The 15,131-nt window shown below is 63.0% G+C and carries 16 protein-coding genes and 1 tRNA gene; 13 read left to right on the top strand and 4 right to left on the bottom strand.

Translation table 11 applies throughout. From position 1 onward, the window contains the following. The first annotated feature begins 33 nt into the window (after positions 1-33). The 4 genes from L2I41_RS19270 (at position 34) to rarD (ending at position 5,346) form a co-directional block, all read left to right on the top strand. Positions 34-615, top strand: coding sequence for a YqaA family protein (locus L2I41_RS19270; protein ID WP_237155211.1), 582 nt, complete (start codon positions 34-36; stop codon positions 613-615). A 16-nt stretch (positions 616-631) separates the two neighbouring features. After that, positions 632-1,843 (top strand): MFS transporter, encoded by a 1,212-nt coding sequence (locus tag L2I41_RS19265; RefSeq protein WP_237155210.1) that lies wholly within the window; start codon positions 632-634, stop codon positions 1,841-1,843. A gap of 273 nt (positions 1,844-2,116) precedes the next feature. After that, positions 2,117-4,252: a sodium-translocating pyrophosphatase gene (locus tag L2I41_RS19260; RefSeq protein ID WP_237155209.1), complete on the top strand. Its 2,136-nt coding sequence runs from the start codon at positions 2,117-2,119 to the stop codon at positions 4,250-4,252. Positions 4,253-4,419: 167 nt separating this feature from the next. Next, positions 4,420-5,346: an EamA family transporter RarD gene (gene rarD, locus L2I41_RS19255; RefSeq protein ID WP_237155208.1), complete on the top strand. Its 927-nt coding sequence runs from the start codon at positions 4,420-4,422 to the stop codon at positions 5,344-5,346. 76 nt (positions 5,347-5,422) lie between these two features. Here the strand turns inward: rarD and L2I41_RS19250 are convergent, their stop codons facing one another. Then, on the bottom strand, positions 5,423-5,875 hold the full coding sequence (locus L2I41_RS19250; RefSeq protein WP_237155207.1) for an outer membrane protein assembly factor BamE: 453 nt from the start codon (positions 5,873-5,875) through the stop codon (positions 5,423-5,425). Between the two features lie 169 nt (positions 5,876-6,044). On the opposite strand from L2I41_RS19250, the gene L2I41_RS19245 reads away from it, so the two are divergent. From L2I41_RS19245 to L2I41_RS19215, 7 genes are all read left to right on the top strand, one after another. Beyond that, positions 6,045-6,617 carry a ubiquinol-cytochrome C chaperone family protein gene (locus L2I41_RS19245; RefSeq protein ID WP_237155206.1) on the top strand — a complete coding sequence of 191 codons (573 nt, stop codon included), beginning with the start codon at positions 6,045-6,047 and terminating at the stop codon, positions 6,615-6,617. Next, positions 6,614-7,162, top strand: a complete 549-nt coding sequence (locus tag L2I41_RS19240; protein WP_237155205.1) for a YceD family protein — start codon at positions 6,614-6,616, stop codon at positions 7,160-7,162. The genes L2I41_RS19245 and L2I41_RS19240 overlap by 4 nt, the downstream gene beginning before the upstream one ends. 149 nt (positions 7,163-7,311) lie before the next feature. Then, positions 7,312-8,382 (top strand): phosphate acyltransferase PlsX, encoded by a 1,071-nt coding sequence (plsX, locus tag L2I41_RS19235; RefSeq protein ID WP_237155204.1) that lies wholly within the window; start codon positions 7,312-7,314, stop codon positions 8,380-8,382. Further along, complete coding sequence (locus L2I41_RS19230) at positions 8,379-9,350, top strand: beta-ketoacyl-ACP synthase III (RefSeq protein WP_304610566.1); 972 nt, start codon at positions 8,379-8,381, stop codon at positions 9,348-9,350. The genes plsX and L2I41_RS19230 overlap by 4 nt, the downstream gene beginning before the upstream one ends. 152 nt (positions 9,351-9,502) lie before the next feature. Continuing rightward, positions 9,503-9,820, top strand: coding sequence for an integration host factor subunit alpha (locus tag L2I41_RS19225; protein WP_237155203.1), 318 nt, complete (start codon positions 9,503-9,505; stop codon positions 9,818-9,820). Positions 9,821-10,052: 232 nt separating this feature from the next. After that, positions 10,053-10,784: a MerR family transcriptional regulator gene (locus L2I41_RS19220; RefSeq protein WP_237155202.1), complete on the top strand. Its 732-nt coding sequence runs from the start codon at positions 10,053-10,055 to the stop codon at positions 10,782-10,784. Positions 10,785-10,932: 148 nt separating this feature from the next. Next, positions 10,933-11,010, top strand: a tRNA-Pro gene (locus tag L2I41_RS19215). Positions 11,011-11,100: 90 nt separating this feature from the next. Here L2I41_RS19215 and L2I41_RS19210 read toward each other — a convergent pair. Further along, positions 11,101-11,319: a hypothetical protein gene (locus tag L2I41_RS19210; RefSeq protein ID WP_237155201.1), complete on the bottom strand. Its 219-nt coding sequence runs from the start codon at positions 11,317-11,319 to the stop codon at positions 11,101-11,103. A 114-nt stretch (positions 11,320-11,433) separates the two neighbouring features. Between L2I41_RS19210 and L2I41_RS19205 the strand changes: the two genes are divergently transcribed. Beyond that, positions 11,434-12,015 carry a GNAT family N-acetyltransferase gene (locus L2I41_RS19205; protein ID WP_237155200.1) on the top strand — a complete coding sequence of 194 codons (582 nt, stop codon included), beginning with the start codon at positions 11,434-11,436 and terminating at the stop codon, positions 12,013-12,015. An 8-nt stretch (positions 12,016-12,023) separates the two neighbouring features. Then, positions 12,024-12,266 carry a hypothetical protein gene (locus L2I41_RS19200; RefSeq protein WP_237155199.1) on the top strand — a complete coding sequence of 81 codons (243 nt, stop codon included), beginning with the start codon at positions 12,024-12,026 and terminating at the stop codon, positions 12,264-12,266. 201 nt (positions 12,267-12,467) lie between these two features. Here the strand turns inward: L2I41_RS19200 and L2I41_RS19195 are convergent, their stop codons facing one another. Together L2I41_RS19195 and L2I41_RS19190 are read right to left on the bottom strand one after the other, a co-directional pair. Beyond that, a complete protein-coding gene (locus L2I41_RS19195; RefSeq protein WP_237155198.1) occupies positions 12,468-13,481 on the bottom strand; it encodes a LysR family transcriptional regulator in 1,014 nt (337 codons plus the stop codon). A gap of 274 nt (positions 13,482-13,755) precedes the next feature. Further along, positions 13,756-15,054: an O-antigen ligase family protein gene (locus L2I41_RS19190; RefSeq protein WP_237155197.1), complete on the bottom strand. Its 1,299-nt coding sequence runs from the start codon at positions 15,052-15,054 to the stop codon at positions 13,756-13,758. Positions 15,055-15,131 lie beyond the last annotated feature (77 nt).

Below are 15,131 nucleotides of genomic sequence, written 5' to 3'. Positions count from 1 at the left end.
CTGGCGCGTTGGCATGAACTGGAGCCCGAATTCATGTTTCGCAAGCTTTACGCATGGACCATGTCGCTTGCCGCCAGTCCGCGTGCCCTTTGGTGGTTGGCGCTGGTGTCCTTTGCAGAAAGCTCCTTCTTCCCGATCCCGCCCGACGTCATCCTGGTCCCCATGGTGCTCGCCCGCCGCGATCGTGCCTTCCTCTATGCCCTGGTCTGCACGCTTGCCTCGGTGGCCGGTGGCATCCTGGGCTATTTCATCGGTCTCTGGCTCTATGACAGTGTCGGCCTGTGGCTGATCCAGCTCTACGGCTACGGCCAGAAGATGGACAGCTTCCGCGCCACCTTCGCCGACTACGGCGTCTGGATCATCCTGATCAAGGGCCTGACTCCCATCCCCTTCAAGCTGGTCACCATCGCCTCGGGCTTTGCCGCCTTCAATTTCCCGCTGTTCATCCTGCTCTGCGCCATCACCCGCGGCTTCCGCTTCTTCGTCGAGGCGGCCTTGCTGCGCATGTTCGGCGAGCCGGTGCGTGATTTCATCGAGAAGCGCCTTGAATGGGTGATGATGGGCGTTCTCGTGGCCATCGTCGGCGGTTTCGTCATCGCCAAATACACCTTCTGACCGGCGGCCCGTCACCGTGACCTCAGCTCATCTGCCCTTGCCGGAGGCGCGCCGCACGGCGTTGCTGCTGGCGGTTGCCACCGCCATCGGCGGCTCCATCGGCGTCATCGCCATCGGCTCGGGCGGCCTGATCGGCGCGTCATTGCTGCCGGCAGAGCGTCAGTATCTGGCAACGCTGCCGGTCACCGCCTTCATTCTCGGCTCGGCACTCGCCTCCATACCGGCGGCCCTGCTCATGCGCCGAGTCGGTCGTCGCGCCGGCTTTGTCGGCGGTGCCTTGATGGGCGCGGCCTGCGCCGCCGGCGTTGCCGCCGCCATCATGCTGCAGTCCTTCTGGCTGCTTTCGCTCGGCAACTTCCTGCTCGGCGTCGCCAGCGCCTTCGGCCAGCAATACCGCTTTGCCGCCGCCGACGCCTCCGAACCGGCCTTCAAGGCCAAGGCCATCTCCTGGGTGATGGTCGGCGGTGTCGTCACTGGCGTGCTCGGCCCCCAGATCGTCATCTACACGCGCGAGGCAATCTCCGGCGCGGCCTTCGCCGGCCCCTTCGTCGCGCTGTCCGCCCTGCTGCTGGTGACCGCCGCCATCCTGTCGCTCTTGCGCGTGCCGCCGCCGTCGCCCGCCCTGCGACAGAGCGCGGGCCGGCCGCTCGCCGCCATCATCACCCAGCGCCGCTTCGTCGTCGCGCTGGTCACCGCCGTCGCGTCCTATGCGCTGATGACGCTGGTGATGACCGCCTCGCCGCTTGCCATGATCGGTCACAATCACAGCCAGTCCGACGCGCAGCTGGCCATCCAGTGGCACGTCATTGCCATGTTTGCGCCGAGCTTCTTCACCGGCTCCGTCATCGCGCGGCTGGGCAAGGAAGTGGTCGCTGTCGCGGGTCTGTTGCTGATCGCCCTCTGCGCCACCATCGCGCTGACGGGCACCGAGCTTTATCACTTCTGGGGCGCGCTGATTCTCCTTGGCGTCGGCTGGAACTTCGGATTTGTTGCTGCAACGTCCATGGTTGCCGAAGTCTATCGCCCCGAGGAGTCCTTCCGTGTTCAGGCTGTCAACGATTTCATCCTGTTCGGGCTGGTGGCGCTGGCATCCTATTCCTCGGGCAAGATCCTGGTGGCCGATGGCTGGCAAACCGTGAATCTCGTTGTGTTTCCCGTGGTTGGCGTTTGCCTGATGCTGATTTCCGCCGATGCGGTCGCCCGTCGCCGCGCTGTGGCAAAAGGCTAACATATCCTTACGCTGCGATGCACCATGGGAACGTTCCCATGGGTGAATCCACGCCCTTGACGTCCCATTCCGAGACTATACGGTAGTCCGGCTCTCGCCAATGACAACAGGACGGGCTACCACCCGATTCCGATGCTACGGGTGTTGGCAGAATAGAAGAGAGTCGCTCCCCAAAGCGGATGCGGCAAGACCGGCTGTCAGCGGTCTATCTGCTCCGTTTTCGGCACGAGGCGCCAGGGTCGGACATCACCGGCATGGTTTAGCGGAGGGAATATGAACGCTCTATATGTGGTAATCGTCTGCGGATTGCTGTCCATCGCCTATGGCGTATGGGCAATCCGCTCCGTGATGGCATCCGACGCGGGTACCGCGCGCATGCAGGAGATTTCGGGCTACGTGCGCGAGGGCGCGCAGGCCTATTTGCGTCGTCAGTACATCACCATCGGCGCTGTCGGTGTGGTGATCTTCGTGCTGGTCGGCGTGCTGCTGGGCTGGCTGGTCGCCGTTGGCTTCGCGGTTGGCGCCATTCTTTCGGGCATGGCCGGCTTCATCGGCATGAACGTGTCGGTCCGCGCCAACGTCCGCACCGCCGCTGCTGCCATGCAGTCGCTGGCCGGCGGTCTTGACATCGCCTTCAAGTCCGGTGCCGTCACCGGCATGTTCGTGGCGGGTCTGGCGCTGCTCGGCGTCGCCGTCTACTACGCCATCCTCACGATCGGCTTGGGCTACGGTCCGAGCGATCGCACGGTCATCGATGCGCTCGTCGCCCTCGGCTTCGGTGCCTCGCTGATCTCCATCTTCGCCCGTCTCGGCGGCGGCATCTTCACCAAGGGCGCGGATGTGGGTGCCGATCTGGTGGGCAAGGTCGAAGCCGGCATTCCCGAAGATGATCCACGCAATCCCGCCACCATCGCCGACAACGTGGGCGACAACGTCGGCGACTGCGCCGGCATGGCGGCCGACCTGTTCGAGACCTATGCGGTGACCGTGGTCGCCACCATGGTGCTCGGCTCGATCTTCTTTGCCGCGTCTCCGCTGCTGTCGCAGGCGATGCTCTACCCGCTGATGATCTGCGGTACCTGCATCATCACCTCGATCATCGGCACCTTCTTCGTGAAGCTCGGCGCCAACAACTCGATCATGGGCGCCCTCTACAAGGGCCTGTGGGCAACCACTCTGCTCTCCATCATCGGCCTCGGCGGCGCCACCTCGCTGACCATCGGCTGGGGTGAAGTGCTCGTGGTCAACGGCGTTGCCGTCACCGGCACCAAGCTGTTCATCTGCGGCATCCTCGGTCTGGTCGTCACCGGCCTGATCGTCTGGATCACCGAATATTACACCGGCACGGGCAAGCGTCCCGTGGTGTCGATCGCCCAGGCGTCCGTCACCGGTCACGGCACCAACGTCATCCAGGGCCTCGCGGTATCCTTGGAATCGACGGCTCTGCCGGCCCTCGTGATCGTCGCCGGCATCATCGCCACCTACCAGCTCGGCGGCCTCTACGGCACGGCCATCGCGGTTTCGACCATGCTCGGCCTCGCCGGCATGATCGTCGCCCTCGACGCCTTCGGCCCGGTCACCGACAATGCCGGCGGCATCGCCGAAATGGCCGGCCTGCCCAAGGACGTGCGTCACACCACCGATGCGCTGGACGCGGTCGGCAACACCACCAAGGCCGTGACCAAGGGCTATGCCATCGGTTCGGCTGGCCTCGGCGCCCTGGTGCTGTTCGCTGCCTACACCAACGACATCAAGCACTTCGTCGAAAGCGGCGTGCCCTATTTCCAGGGTATCGGCGAGATCGACCTGTCGCTGTCCAACCCCTATGTCGTTGCCGGCCTGATCTTCGGCGGCCTCATCCCCTACCTGTTCGGCGGTATCGCCATGACCGCGGTCGGTCGTGCAGCCGGCTCGGTGGTGGAAGAAGTCCGTCGCCAGTTCAAGGAAAAGCCGGGCATCATGCAGGGCACCGACAAGCCCGACTACGGTCGTGCCGTCGACATGCTGACCAAGGCCGCCATCCGCGAGATGATCGTCCCCTCGCTGCTGCCGGTTCTGTCGCCGCTCGTCGTCTACTTCGGTGTGCTGCTGGCTTCGGGCTCCAAGGCCAACGCCTTCGCCGCTCTCGGTGCCTCGCTGCTCGGCGTGATCGTCAACGGCCTGTTCGTTGCCATCTCGATGACCTCGGGTGGTGGCGCCTGGGACAACGCCAAGAAGAGCTTTGAAGACGGTTTCGTCGACAAGGACGGCGTCAAGCACTTCAAGGGTTCCGACGCCCACAAGGCTTCGGTGACCGGCGACACCGTCGGCGATCCCTACAAGGACACCGCCGGCCCGGCCGTCAACCCGGCCATCAAGATCACCAACATCGTGGCCCTGCTGCTTCTGGCGGTTCTTGCCCACGGCTGATAAGCTGATCTTCAGTAACGACTCATGGATCGGCGGTCGGACTTGTCCGGCCGCCGATCTGCTTTTCGGGTGGCGCCGGTGTGGCGGCCGCTCCCATGGTGACGCCATGCGGGCCACCGCGTCCCGCGGTTGTTCCCAACCGTCACCTCTCAAGTCAAATCGGCATCATGTCCAGCACCACGCCCATCCCGACCGCCACCCCGACGCCCGGCAACGCCAAGGGCATGCAGGGCTTTGTCTTTGCGCTCTCGGCCTATCTCATGTGGGGCTTCCTGCCTTTCTACATGAAGGCGGTGGCGCACGTGCCGGCCCTTGAAGTTGTGGCCCAGCGCATCGTCTGGTCTCTGCCCGTGGGGGCGGCAGTTCTCTGGGGGCAGGGCAAGCTTGGCAGCGTGCTCGCCGCAGCCCGCAATCCCCGCGTCCTCGCTCTCGGAGCGCTCACCGCGGCGCTGATCTCGGTCAACTGGCTCACGTATGTCTGGGCCATTGCCGCGGGCAGGGCGCTTGAAACGGCGCTTGGCTATTACATCAACCCCATCGTCAACATCCTCGTCGGCATCTTCGTGCTGCGCGAGCGCTTCACGCCGGTGCAGGGCGTCGCTGTCGCTCTGGCCGTCGTCGGCGTTGCCATCATGACCTATGTGAGCGGCGGCCTGCCCTGGGTATCGCTGGTGCTGGCGCTGAGCTTTGCCGCCTACGGCTATTTCAAGAAGACGCTGTCCATCGGCGGCACCGAAGGCTTTCTCCTTGAGATCCTGGTGCTGACGCCGCCGGCGCTTGCCTATGTCGTCTACACGCTGGCCACCGGCGACAGCCACTTCTGGAGCCCGGCCACCGGCGTCACCACGGACACCTGGCTGCTGATGGCCGCCGGCCTCGTCACCGCCGTGCCGCTGATCCTGTTCGGCCTCGGCGCGCGTCTGCTGCGCCTCAGCACCATCGGCCTCATGCAATACATCGCCCCGTCGATGATCTTCCTGATCGCCATCTTCGTCTTTGGCGAACCGATCAACGCCGGCAAGATGATCGCCTTCGGCTGCATCTGGGGCGCGCTGGCGCTCTACACCTCCACCATGTTCGCCCGGCGCACCTGATCGCCGACGGCCCAAACAAAAAACCCGCGCCGGGCGACCGTCGCGGGGTTTGTCTTTTCGTCGCTTGCGCCTGCGATCAGTGCGGCGCCAGCGGATTGCCGTTGCCGACGCCGGCGAGGATCTGGCTGATCAGGTTGAGATCGGCGCCACCGGTGCGCGTCTTGCGCTGGATGAAGTCGAATACCTTGCCGTCCTTCAGGCCGTAGTTGGCGATCTGCTTGACCAGGCCCTTGTCGTCGAAATAGACGGCCATCACCTTCTGGTCGGTGATTGAACGCCCCGTCAGCGGGTTCTCGTCGATGGTCTGGGAGATGTAGTAATAGGTGCTCTCGCCACCGACGGTCGACGTGGTCGAGGGCGAGCCGAGCACCAGCGCCACCTGTTCGCGCGACGAGCCCACCGGCACCTGCGCCAGCGCGTCTTCCGACATCACATAGCCATGCTGGATCGGCGGGGTACCGCAAGCCGTGAGTCCGGTCGCGGCAAGAAGGGTAACCACCAGGGCGTTCGCAATGAATTTCGTGCTCAACGGGCGTTCACTCCGGCAAAACTTCACTTGAGCCTCCCAACCAATACACTTGGCAACTTGGTTATCCTGCGATAGGTGACGAAGCAACGTCAATTCGTCAATGCACACCGGAATGTTCGCCCTTTGTCAGGGCCGATGATCCTTCATTCCTCTCCTTGGTGGCAAATCTATGGTTTTCGGTTTTCTGCGTCGCAGGCGGCCCGATCCGGCGGAGCATCTCTACGCTGCCGTCACCGCGCTTTCGCGGGCGGCCTGGCTTTACGGCCCGGACGGCGTTCCCGATACCGTCGAGGGCCGGCTCGAGCTCCTGATGCTGCACGTCGGTCTCGTTGTCGACCGGTTGACGGCTGGCGGCGGGGAGGGTCGCAAGGTCGCCCAGCGATTGTCCGAGCGCTTCTTCGGCGAGATGGAAGTGGTCCTGCGCGAACACGGCATCTCCGACAAGTCGCTGATGCGCCGCATGGGTCACGTCGCCAAATCCTTCTACGGCCGCCTCACCGCCTACACCGCCGCCCTGTCGGCGGCCGATCCGGCGTCTCTGGCCACCGTGCTCAATCGCAACGTCTGGGACGGCGCCGGTTCCGAAGCGGCCGCCGAACGTCTTGCTCGTCATGTGCAGCGGCTGCATGCCAATCTTGCCGCCGCGCCGCTTGCGGCAATCCTTGCCGGTGACGTATTGTCCGCCGCTCTTGCAGAACCCATCTCTGATGGGCCCGACTTCCGGAATTCGCAGCTTTCATGACCGACCATACCGAACCGAGCCTCCCCATTCCCTTTTCGCGCCCCTTCGCCTGGGACCGTGTCCAGCCCAAGGGCACGACCGTGACGCTCGACGCCACCGAGGCGGAGTGCGCGGCCATCGCCGAGGCGCTGGATATCCTCACCGTCGCCCGCGTCCACGCCGAGTTCACTCTCACGCCCTGGCGCCGCACCGGCTACAAGCTTGTCGGCACCGTGGAGGCTGAAGTCGAGCAGGCCTGCGTCGTCACGCTCGATCCCGTTGCCGAGCGCATCCGCGAAGTGGTCGAACTGACCTTCCTGCCGCCCGAGGAGATCGAGGCCGTGTCCGACGAGGTCGAGGTTCTGCTCGATGTCGAGGACCCCTCCGAGCCCATCGAAGGCTCCACCATCGATCTCGGCATCTTCGCCACCGAATTCGTCGCCGTCGGCCTTGATCCCTATCCGCGTCTGCCCGGTGTGGAGTTCGAGCCCTTCATCGAGGATGATGGCTCCAACGACGCGCCTGCGTCGCCCTTCGCCGCCTTGTCCACGTTGAAGGACAAGTAGGAAAAAACGTTGCGAGGCCATGGATTTCCCGTTGCCTCGCACAATTTCGCCCGTTTCCCACAGCATCAGATTAGCTGTTGTATCCCGCGGGGGAATGGATAAATTCCGGCCGCGGCGTATCCCGTCTGCCGATCGCTTTCCGAGGTATCATGGCGCAGCCTACGATCATATCCATTGACGTGATGGGAGGAGATTTCGGTCCCTCTGTCACGCTGGCCGGCGCCGACATGGAACTCAAGCGCCGTCCCGATCTGCGCTTCGAACTCTACGGCGATCAGGCGCATGCCCTGCCGGAGCTCGAGAAATATCCGGCGCTCAAGGCCGTCTCCAATTTCCATCATTGCGACGTCACCATCGGCATGGATGAGAAGCCGTCGCAGGCCCTGCGCCACGGGCGCGGCAAATCGTCCATGTGGCGCTCCATCGAAGCGGTCAAGCGCGGCGAGGCCCATGTTGCCGTCTCCGCTGGCAACACCGGTGCCCTGATGGCCATGTCCAAATTCTGCCTGCGCATGATGGCCGACATCGAGCGTCCGGCACTCGCCGCCATCTGGCCGACCACGCGGTCCGAGTCGGTGGTGCTCGACATGGGCGCCACCATCGGCGCCGACGCCCAGCAGCTCTTCGATTTCGCCCTGATGGGGGGTGCCATGGCCCGTGCCCTGTTCCAGAAGGACAAGGTCACCGTCGGGCTGCTCAACATCGGCGTCGAAGAGGTCAAGGGCAACGAGGAAGTCCGCACCGCCGGCCAGCTGCTGCGCGATGCCGACCTTCCGTCCCTCGAATACGCGGGCTTCGTTGAAGGCGACGGCATCGGCCAAGGCTATGTGGATGTGATCGTCACCGAGGGCTTCTCGGGCAACATCGCGCTCAAGGCCGCCGAGGGCACCGCCAAGCAGCTCGCCGCCTTTCTCAAGGCCGCCATGGGTCGCACCATGATGGCCCGCATCGGCTATCTGTTCGCGCGGTCCGCCTTCAAGCGTCTGCGCGACAAGATGGACCCGAACAAGCACAACGGTGCTGTTTTCCTCGGCCTCAACGGCATTGTCATCAAGAGCCACGGCGGAACCGACGCTTTGGGCTTCGCAAGCGCCCTCGATCTCGGCTATGACATGGCGCGAAACAATTTGATCAGCAAGATTCAAACAGATCTGGCCCACTATTACCGCGAGCGTCAGGCGAGTGGCCCGGTGGACAGCGAGAAGGAAGACCGGGCGTGATCCGCAGCGTTATTCTTGGAACGGGCAGCTATCTGCCGGACAGGGCCGTCACCAACGACGAACTCGCCACCTTCGTCGATACCTCCGACGAGTGGATCGTGCAGCGCACCGGCATCCGCCAGCGCCACATCGCCGCCGACGGGCAGTTCACCTCCGATCTGGCCACGCGTGCCGCCCAGCGGGCTCTTGAAAGCGCCGGCGTCGACGCCTCCGAAATCGACCTGATCGTCCTCGGCACCTCCACGCCGGACAACACCTTCCCGGCCACCGCCGTCGAAGTTCAGAACCGCCTCGGCATCGTCAAGGGCGTTGCCTTCGATGTGCAGGCGGTCTGCTCCGGCTTCGTCTTTGCGCTCGGCACCGCCGACAGCATGCTGAAGGCCGGTCTGGCCAAGAAGGCGCTGGTGATCGGCGCCGAAACCTTCTCGCGCATCCTCGACTGGAAGGACCGCACCACCTGCGTCCTGTTCGGCGACGGTGCCGGTGCCGTCGTGCTCGGCGTCGAAGAGGGGGCTGGCACCACCGACGATCGCGGTGTGCTCTCCGTGCATCTGCGCTCCGACGGTCGCCACAAGGAGAAGCTCTTCGTCGATGGCGGCGTGTCGAGCACCCAGACCGCTGGCCATCTGCGCATGCAGGGCCAGGAAGTGTTCAAGTTTGCCGTCGGCGCCGTGACCGACGTCATCCAGTCCGCCTTCGAGGCCACCGGATTCACCGGCGAATCGATCGACTGGTTCATTCCTCACCAGGCGAACCGCCGCATCATCGACGGTTCCGCCAAGAAGCTCGGCATTGCCCCTGACAAGGTAGTGGTCACCGTCGATCAGCACGGGAACACCTCGGCCGCCTCGATCCCGCTGGCTCTCGACCTTGCGGTGCGTGATGGGCGCGTCAAGCGCGGCGACATCGTGCTGCTGGAAGCCATGGGCGGCGGCTTCACCTGGGGTGCCATCGTCGTCCGTTGGTAGGATGCAGACGTTTGTGCTGTGTTTGGAAAGACTTGCGCTGAAAAATCGGTTGACCGGACTTGCGTCAGGCTCTACCGTCTGAGACCAACGTCAATGTATGTGCCTCGACCGGAGTCTATCTTCGGTTGATGGAAAACGGGAGCTTGCGATCCATGGGGAGCAAAACCGTCACCCGCGCCGATCTGTGCGAGGCCGTCTATCAGAACGTCGGGCTGTCTCGGAGCGAGTCGGCCGAACTGGTCGAATCGGTCCTGCGTGAGATTGCCGATTGCCTCGTCACCGGCGAGACCGTGAAGCTGTCGTCCTTCGGCACCTTCTCGGTCCGTTCGAAGACCGAGCGCGTGGGCCGTAATCCGAAGACCGGTGAGGAAGTCCCCATCCTTCCGCGCCGCGTGCTGGTGTTCAAGCCCAGCAACGTCCTCAAGCACCAGATCAATGGTGGCGAGGGCGAAATGGAAGACGACGTCTGATCGTCTCGCCGCCTTGCTGATTTCGTGCTGTCTTGTCTGGAACTGCAGTGAGCTGCAGGGCCGTCGCACACTCGCGACGGACTGCAGTTTTCTGCGATTTCCCGAGATGGTATTCCCTGAGGCAATGCAGCACAAATCTGATGCTTGGAATTGCCTCTCGCTCGACGCTATAGTGCGCGGAGCGATTTGATTTGGCGTTTTGGCGCCTGAATTTGAGTGACAGGCCTTCAGAGTGGAAAAGGCATCGGACGCTTTCAGAACAATCAGCGAGGTTGCGGAAGATCTCGATCTGCCGCAGCACGTTCTCCGTTTTTGGGAGACCAAGTTCACCCAGATTCGTCCGATGAAGCGCGGCGGCGGGCGGCGATATTATCGTCCCGACGACGTCGAGTTGCTGCGCGGTATCCAGTATCTCCTCTATGGCGAAGGTTACACCATCAAGGGTGTGCAGCGGATTCTGAAAGAGCAGGGTGTCCGCTTCGTCATGGACATCTGGCACAATCCCGGCGCCCCAATCCCGCTCGATCGTCCCACGGCCGCCGACATGGATGAGGATGAGGGCAGCGATGTCGAGCCGTCGCTTGCCGCTGATGACGCCGGTGAGGCCGATGAGGCCTATGCACCGCCGCCAGAGCCGCCCATGGCGCCACGCGTCTCTGCACGTCCTCTGGAGCCGCGTGTCGACCGTCCGGCGCCAGCGCCCTTCATGGCCGCCGCCGTCGCCAAGGCGACCCAGGCCCAGCCCGTCGAGGAAGACGTGCTTCCCGCCGGCATTCTGCCCGAGGGCGCGCCCGCCCGCGGCGGCTTCAAGTTCATGGATCGCTTCCGTGGCGGCTCTTCGTCCGACCACGGTGCCACCCACGCGTCGGCGACGGGGGCTCTGTCGCGCGAAGACATTCGCCGCCTGCAGTCCACCCTGTTCGAACTGCTCGAGTGCAAGCGCCTGCTCGACCAGACCCGGTGATGCCGGCGAACATTTCCACAGCGCCGCCACGCACATGACGCGGGCTTTGGCGGTGAATGCGTTTTTGCGAAATTAGCTCTTGTCGGGGGCCGACGAACCGGCTAAACCCCTCCCGTCCGGACGAACAGGCACCGGACGCTTTGTTGGACGGGCAGTAGCGCAGCCTGGTTAGCGCACGTGTCTGGGGGACACGGGGTCGGAGGTTCAAATCCTCTCTGCCCGACCATCCAATTCTCTCTGAAGATCGATTGTAGCGGAAGCGCCGTCAGGCGCTTGGCCGATGCGCTTGGGTGCTTCGTGGCGTGGCCTCTGCGCCTCAGGGCTTGAGCATGCGGCTTGATTGGGCCGGGCTGAAGCGTTCATCCGTCAGGATGGCGATCGTGTCTTCCAGCGATTGGCGCTCGTCTGCGGGCATGGCTGCAACTGCTTGCCGCATGGCCTCAACCACACGGTTGAAATCGGCACCATGATCGACGGCGGCATCGAGGGCGATGGATTCCAGACGCTTCAGAATAGCCGTATCGCCAACCCGCATGATCTCTCCGCTTCAACGATGCTGTACAACGGTTCCAATTTTCGCACCATTCCGATTGGCCTCAAAGCGGTATTTCATCCTTGCAGCAGGGACGGTAAACAAAGGAGCCGCATCATGTCGATCAAGTCCGACAAGCCAGCGCGTAGCCACAACTCCATACGCACGGAAATTGTAACTTCATACGAACAGCTGCTGCACACCTATGCCATTCGCGCCATCGGCTTCATGGAAGAGCATGGCGTCAAGGCGACTCAGGCCTTCGACGGCAACGACTACCAGGCCACTCACGTTCTTTGCTACGTGAACGACGAGCCGGCCGGCACTGTCCGCATCCGCTGGTTCAAGGACTTCGCCAAGATGGAACGCACCTGCTTCCGTCCCGAGTATCGCGATCCGCGCACCATCAAGGCCGCCGCCGAGTTCGCCTTCGATCACATTGCCCGCAAGGGCTATACCCGCGTGCTCACCCACGCCATGCCGCAATATGCGCGCCTGTGGCGCATGCTGCTCGGCTTCAAGCAGGTCGACAAGCAGCCGGTCCAGTTCGCCGGTCACGCCGAGCCCTATGTGGAACTCGTGCGCGAGCTGGTGCCGCCGGAGAACATGATTTCGGAAGAGACCGATGCCACCGTGCTCTTCCGCGTCGAGGGCCAGTGGGACGTGCCGTCCGTCTTCGAACTCGACAACAGGCAGTAGGCGGCGCGATGGCTTCCTTTCTGCAGTTCGATCCGGCCGAGGAACGCTCATTCGTCGCCATGGTCCGCGACACCGGCGTCATCCACCAGCAGGCGCTGCAACGCCTCCTGGATACCGACAGCGACGAGGTGAGCCCGGCACTGGTTGCCCAGCTGACGCAGATGGCGGAGTTCTATCAGCGTGTGGCGGAGGAGGCAGCCGATCGGGTGACGGTTGCTCCGGAGCTCTCAAGCTGGCTTGGCAGCCTTTAGTCTCAGGTTTCGGTTGTATCGGCTGCTGGCGATCCGCCTCCGCAGCCAGCGCGAAACCACCCAAGATCGTCAACGAGCCGATGCGTCAGCATCCTGCGAACCGGAATGACAAAGCCGGCCGGACGTTCCCGTCGGGCCGGCCTTGTCGATTTCAGGCGGCTTGCAGGGCGCCGCGAGGCGCAAGCTGTGTCGCCGATGGGCTCAGATGTTGAACGTCAGGCGGAACCCGAGGTCATAATCGTTCGGCAGGATGCCGAGCACCATCTCGCGCGCCAGCCACGGGTTCTGCGTCGACAGCATGTCGCACAGCCAGTCATAGGTGATGCGCACCGGGCGCGCCTGCAGCCGCTCAGCCAGCGCAATCGCATAGATCGGCACCGCCACGTGGATGTCGAGATCCAGCGGGATCAGCTGCGGGTCCAGCGTCGTGTAGCTGGCGAGCAGGCCGATGCCGACACCGGCCTTCGTCATCATCGCGTAGGACACCGGGTTCTCGCACAGATGCACGATCTGCCCCAGGTGGATGATGTTGTGCCAGCGATCCCACAGGCCCGTCTTGGCGGTGTAATATTCCGAGTGGACGAAGAAATGCTGGTGGATGTTGGCGCGCGAGGGCAGTCCGTTCTGGCGCACATACTCGCGGGAAGCCACGGGAATGAAGTGCAGGTAGCCGAGCTGCTTGTAGGATACGTCGGCAGCCGTGGGAACCGAGAAGCCGATCATGATGTCGGTCTGGTTTTCCCTCAGGCTGTTGACGTTCTGCGGCGCCTTCAGCGACATCTGGATGCGCGGATAGTTGGACGTGAACGAGGGCAGGTTCGGCGTCAGGAAGGCTGTGTTCAGGCCGTCCGTGATCGAAATGCGCACCAGCCCCTCGGTGTCGCGCGACTCGGCCTTGAGGTCGTTGGTCAGCGAGAACAGCGACTGGTCGAGATTGATCAGCGAACGGGCCAGCTCTTCGCCCTTCGGCGTCAGGCGCACGCCGCTCTTGGTCGGAACGAACAGCTGCGAGCCCATCATGTCCTGCAGCCGCTTGACCTGGCGCGACACGGTGGGATGGCTGGTGTTCAGAATGTCGGCGGCCTTGTTGAAAGACTTGGCCTTGGCGACCGCAAGGAAGACGCGCAACTCGCCCCAGAACTGTCCGCTCAGGATCGAGGGGTCATCAAAAGCAGACTTTGTTAGTGTCGTTTGTTCCTGCTCGAAGGGCTGCATGTTCTTCACATCCCGTATGGCGCTGGCAAGCTCGATGCAAGCTATAGTGTTCAATTAGGTGATACACCGGTTGGGCTGCAAGGCTTATAAAGCTAAACGATGCATATTGGTATATATTAATTTCCGCCAAAATGGGCACTTTCCTGAGCCGCTCGGCACATTTGCCCATCCCAAAAACTGAAAACTAATGCTTATTTCCACTCGTCATGATGCGACTGGAGCTTGCTTTCGGCTAAAATTTTTGATCAATAATCATACTAGTTTTGATCAGGGTTCACTCGGCGCGGAAAACGGGTGAAACGGCGCGAACTTGTTTGCGCTGGTCCTGCAACTGGCCCGGCCCTTTGAGCCGGGCCTTTTTTTGCGATTCCAGCCCCCAGATCAGTCCGACGATCATGTAGAAATGCCGCCAGTGATCGGTATCAATGATCCATCCGACTGCTACATGGGCGAAGAAGGCTGCCGCCACACATTGTGAAAAATCTATACAACTATCGTTGCGCTGCAACATCATTCGTCCAGCCTTGCGCGCGGTCCAGATGATCAACGTCACATAGGCTGCAAAACCCAGCCATCCATATTCCATCAGGGCCTTCAGATAGGTGTTGTGTGTCGCCTCGATGAACAGGCGGTCGAACTCCCAGGGGCCGATGCCCAGCGGTCTTTCGGTCGCCATCATGAAGCCCACCCAGTGACGGGCAAAGCGGCCGAGCTCGGCGCCGGTCTTGCCGTCATAGTCCTGCACCAGCTTGGCCCGCTGCAGCAGCATGTCGTGGACCGACGGGATCGAGGCTGCGATACCGAGCAGCACCACGATGAACACCAGTCCCGCCACCACCATGCCCACCAGCACCAGCCGTTGCCGATTGGTCCTCGCCGTTGCCGCCACCGTCATCGCCAGGATGATCAGCGCCAGCGCGGTCATGCCCCAGGCGCCGCGCGAAAAGGACAGGAACAGCGCCAGTGTCAAGATCGCCAGCAGCAAGAGATTGCCCGGCTGCGTCAGCACCGGTCGCGTCATCAGCCGCCGCGCCAGCACAAGCGTCGGCAGCAGCAGATAGGGGCCGAAGACATTGGGGTCCTGGAAGGTGCCGCGAGCCCGGTCATAGAGCAGGAACAGATCGGAATCCGGCAGAAGATGGAAATAGCTGGTGATGCCCACCAGGGCCGACACCAGCGCCGCCGCCATATAGGCGCGCTCCACCAGGCGCACCCGCGTCACGTCCTCCGAGATCAGCGCCGCATACCATACGGCCGACAGAGAGAGGAACAGCGAAACGCCCATGTAGACCAACGCGTCGACAAAGCGCGGCGCGCCGGTTTGCGTCGTCGAGAGCAGACCGCCGCACATGTAGACGATCAGCAGCACGAACAGCGGCCCCACCGAAGACGGGATCTTCAGCCCGCCCAGAAACCACAGGGGGATCACCGCCACGAGAAACAGTTCGTAAGGCGCCGGCTCGAACACCACGAAGCCGCCGAGGAACACCGACAGCGCCAGAACGGCGCGGCCCAGCCTCGCAAGCGAGACCAGGCCACCACGGCTCTGCATAGGCTCCACTGCCAGCGTCATCTGGGCACCTTGCACCAAGAGTGGTTGAAATGACACTTGGTGTTCCGCTTTCGAACGTCTCACGCCTCTGACGCAAT

The organism is Oryzibacter oryziterrae (assembly GCF_021864535.1).
Taxonomy (GTDB): domain Bacteria; phylum Pseudomonadota; class Alphaproteobacteria; order Rhizobiales; family Pleomorphomonadaceae; genus Pleomorphomonas; species Pleomorphomonas oryziterrae.
The sequence above is the reverse complement of the archived record's forward strand: the minus strand, read 5'-3'. Positions and strand labels throughout refer to the sequence as shown.

Coding starts and splice junctions, on each gene's coding strand:
- L2I41_RS19270 (WP_237155211.1), top strand. CDS start 34: ATGTTTCGCAAGCTTTACGCATGGACCATGTCGCTTGCCGCCAGTCCG.
- L2I41_RS19260 (WP_237155209.1), top strand. CDS start 2,117: ATGAACGCTCTATATGTGGTAATCGTCTGCGGATTGCTGTCCATCGCC.
- rarD (WP_237155208.1), top strand. CDS start 4,420: ATGTCCAGCACCACGCCCATCCCGACCGCCACCCCGACGCCCGGCAAC.
- L2I41_RS19245 (WP_237155206.1), top strand. CDS start 6,045: ATGGTTTTCGGTTTTCTGCGTCGCAGGCGGCCCGATCCGGCGGAGCAT.
- L2I41_RS19240 (WP_237155205.1), top strand. CDS start 6,614: ATGACCGACCATACCGAACCGAGCCTCCCCATTCCCTTTTCGCGCCCC.
- plsX (WP_237155204.1), top strand. CDS start 7,312: ATGGCGCAGCCTACGATCATATCCATTGACGTGATGGGAGGAGATTTC.
- L2I41_RS19225 (WP_237155203.1), top strand. CDS start 9,503: ATGGGGAGCAAAACCGTCACCCGCGCCGATCTGTGCGAGGCCGTCTAT.
- L2I41_RS19210 (WP_237155201.1), bottom strand. CDS start 11,319: ATGCGGGTTGGCGATACGGCTATTCTGAAGCGTCTGGAATCCATCGCC.
- L2I41_RS19205 (WP_237155200.1), top strand. CDS start 11,434: ATGTCGATCAAGTCCGACAAGCCAGCGCGTAGCCACAACTCCATACGC.
- L2I41_RS19200 (WP_237155199.1), top strand. CDS start 12,024: ATGGCTTCCTTTCTGCAGTTCGATCCGGCCGAGGAACGCTCATTCGTC.
- L2I41_RS19195 (WP_237155198.1), bottom strand. CDS start 13,481: ATGCAGCCCTTCGAGCAGGAACAAACGACACTAACAAAGTCTGCTTTT.
- L2I41_RS19190 (WP_237155197.1), bottom strand. CDS start 15,054: ATGACGCTGGCAGTGGAGCCTATGCAGAGCCGTGGTGGCCTGGTCTCG.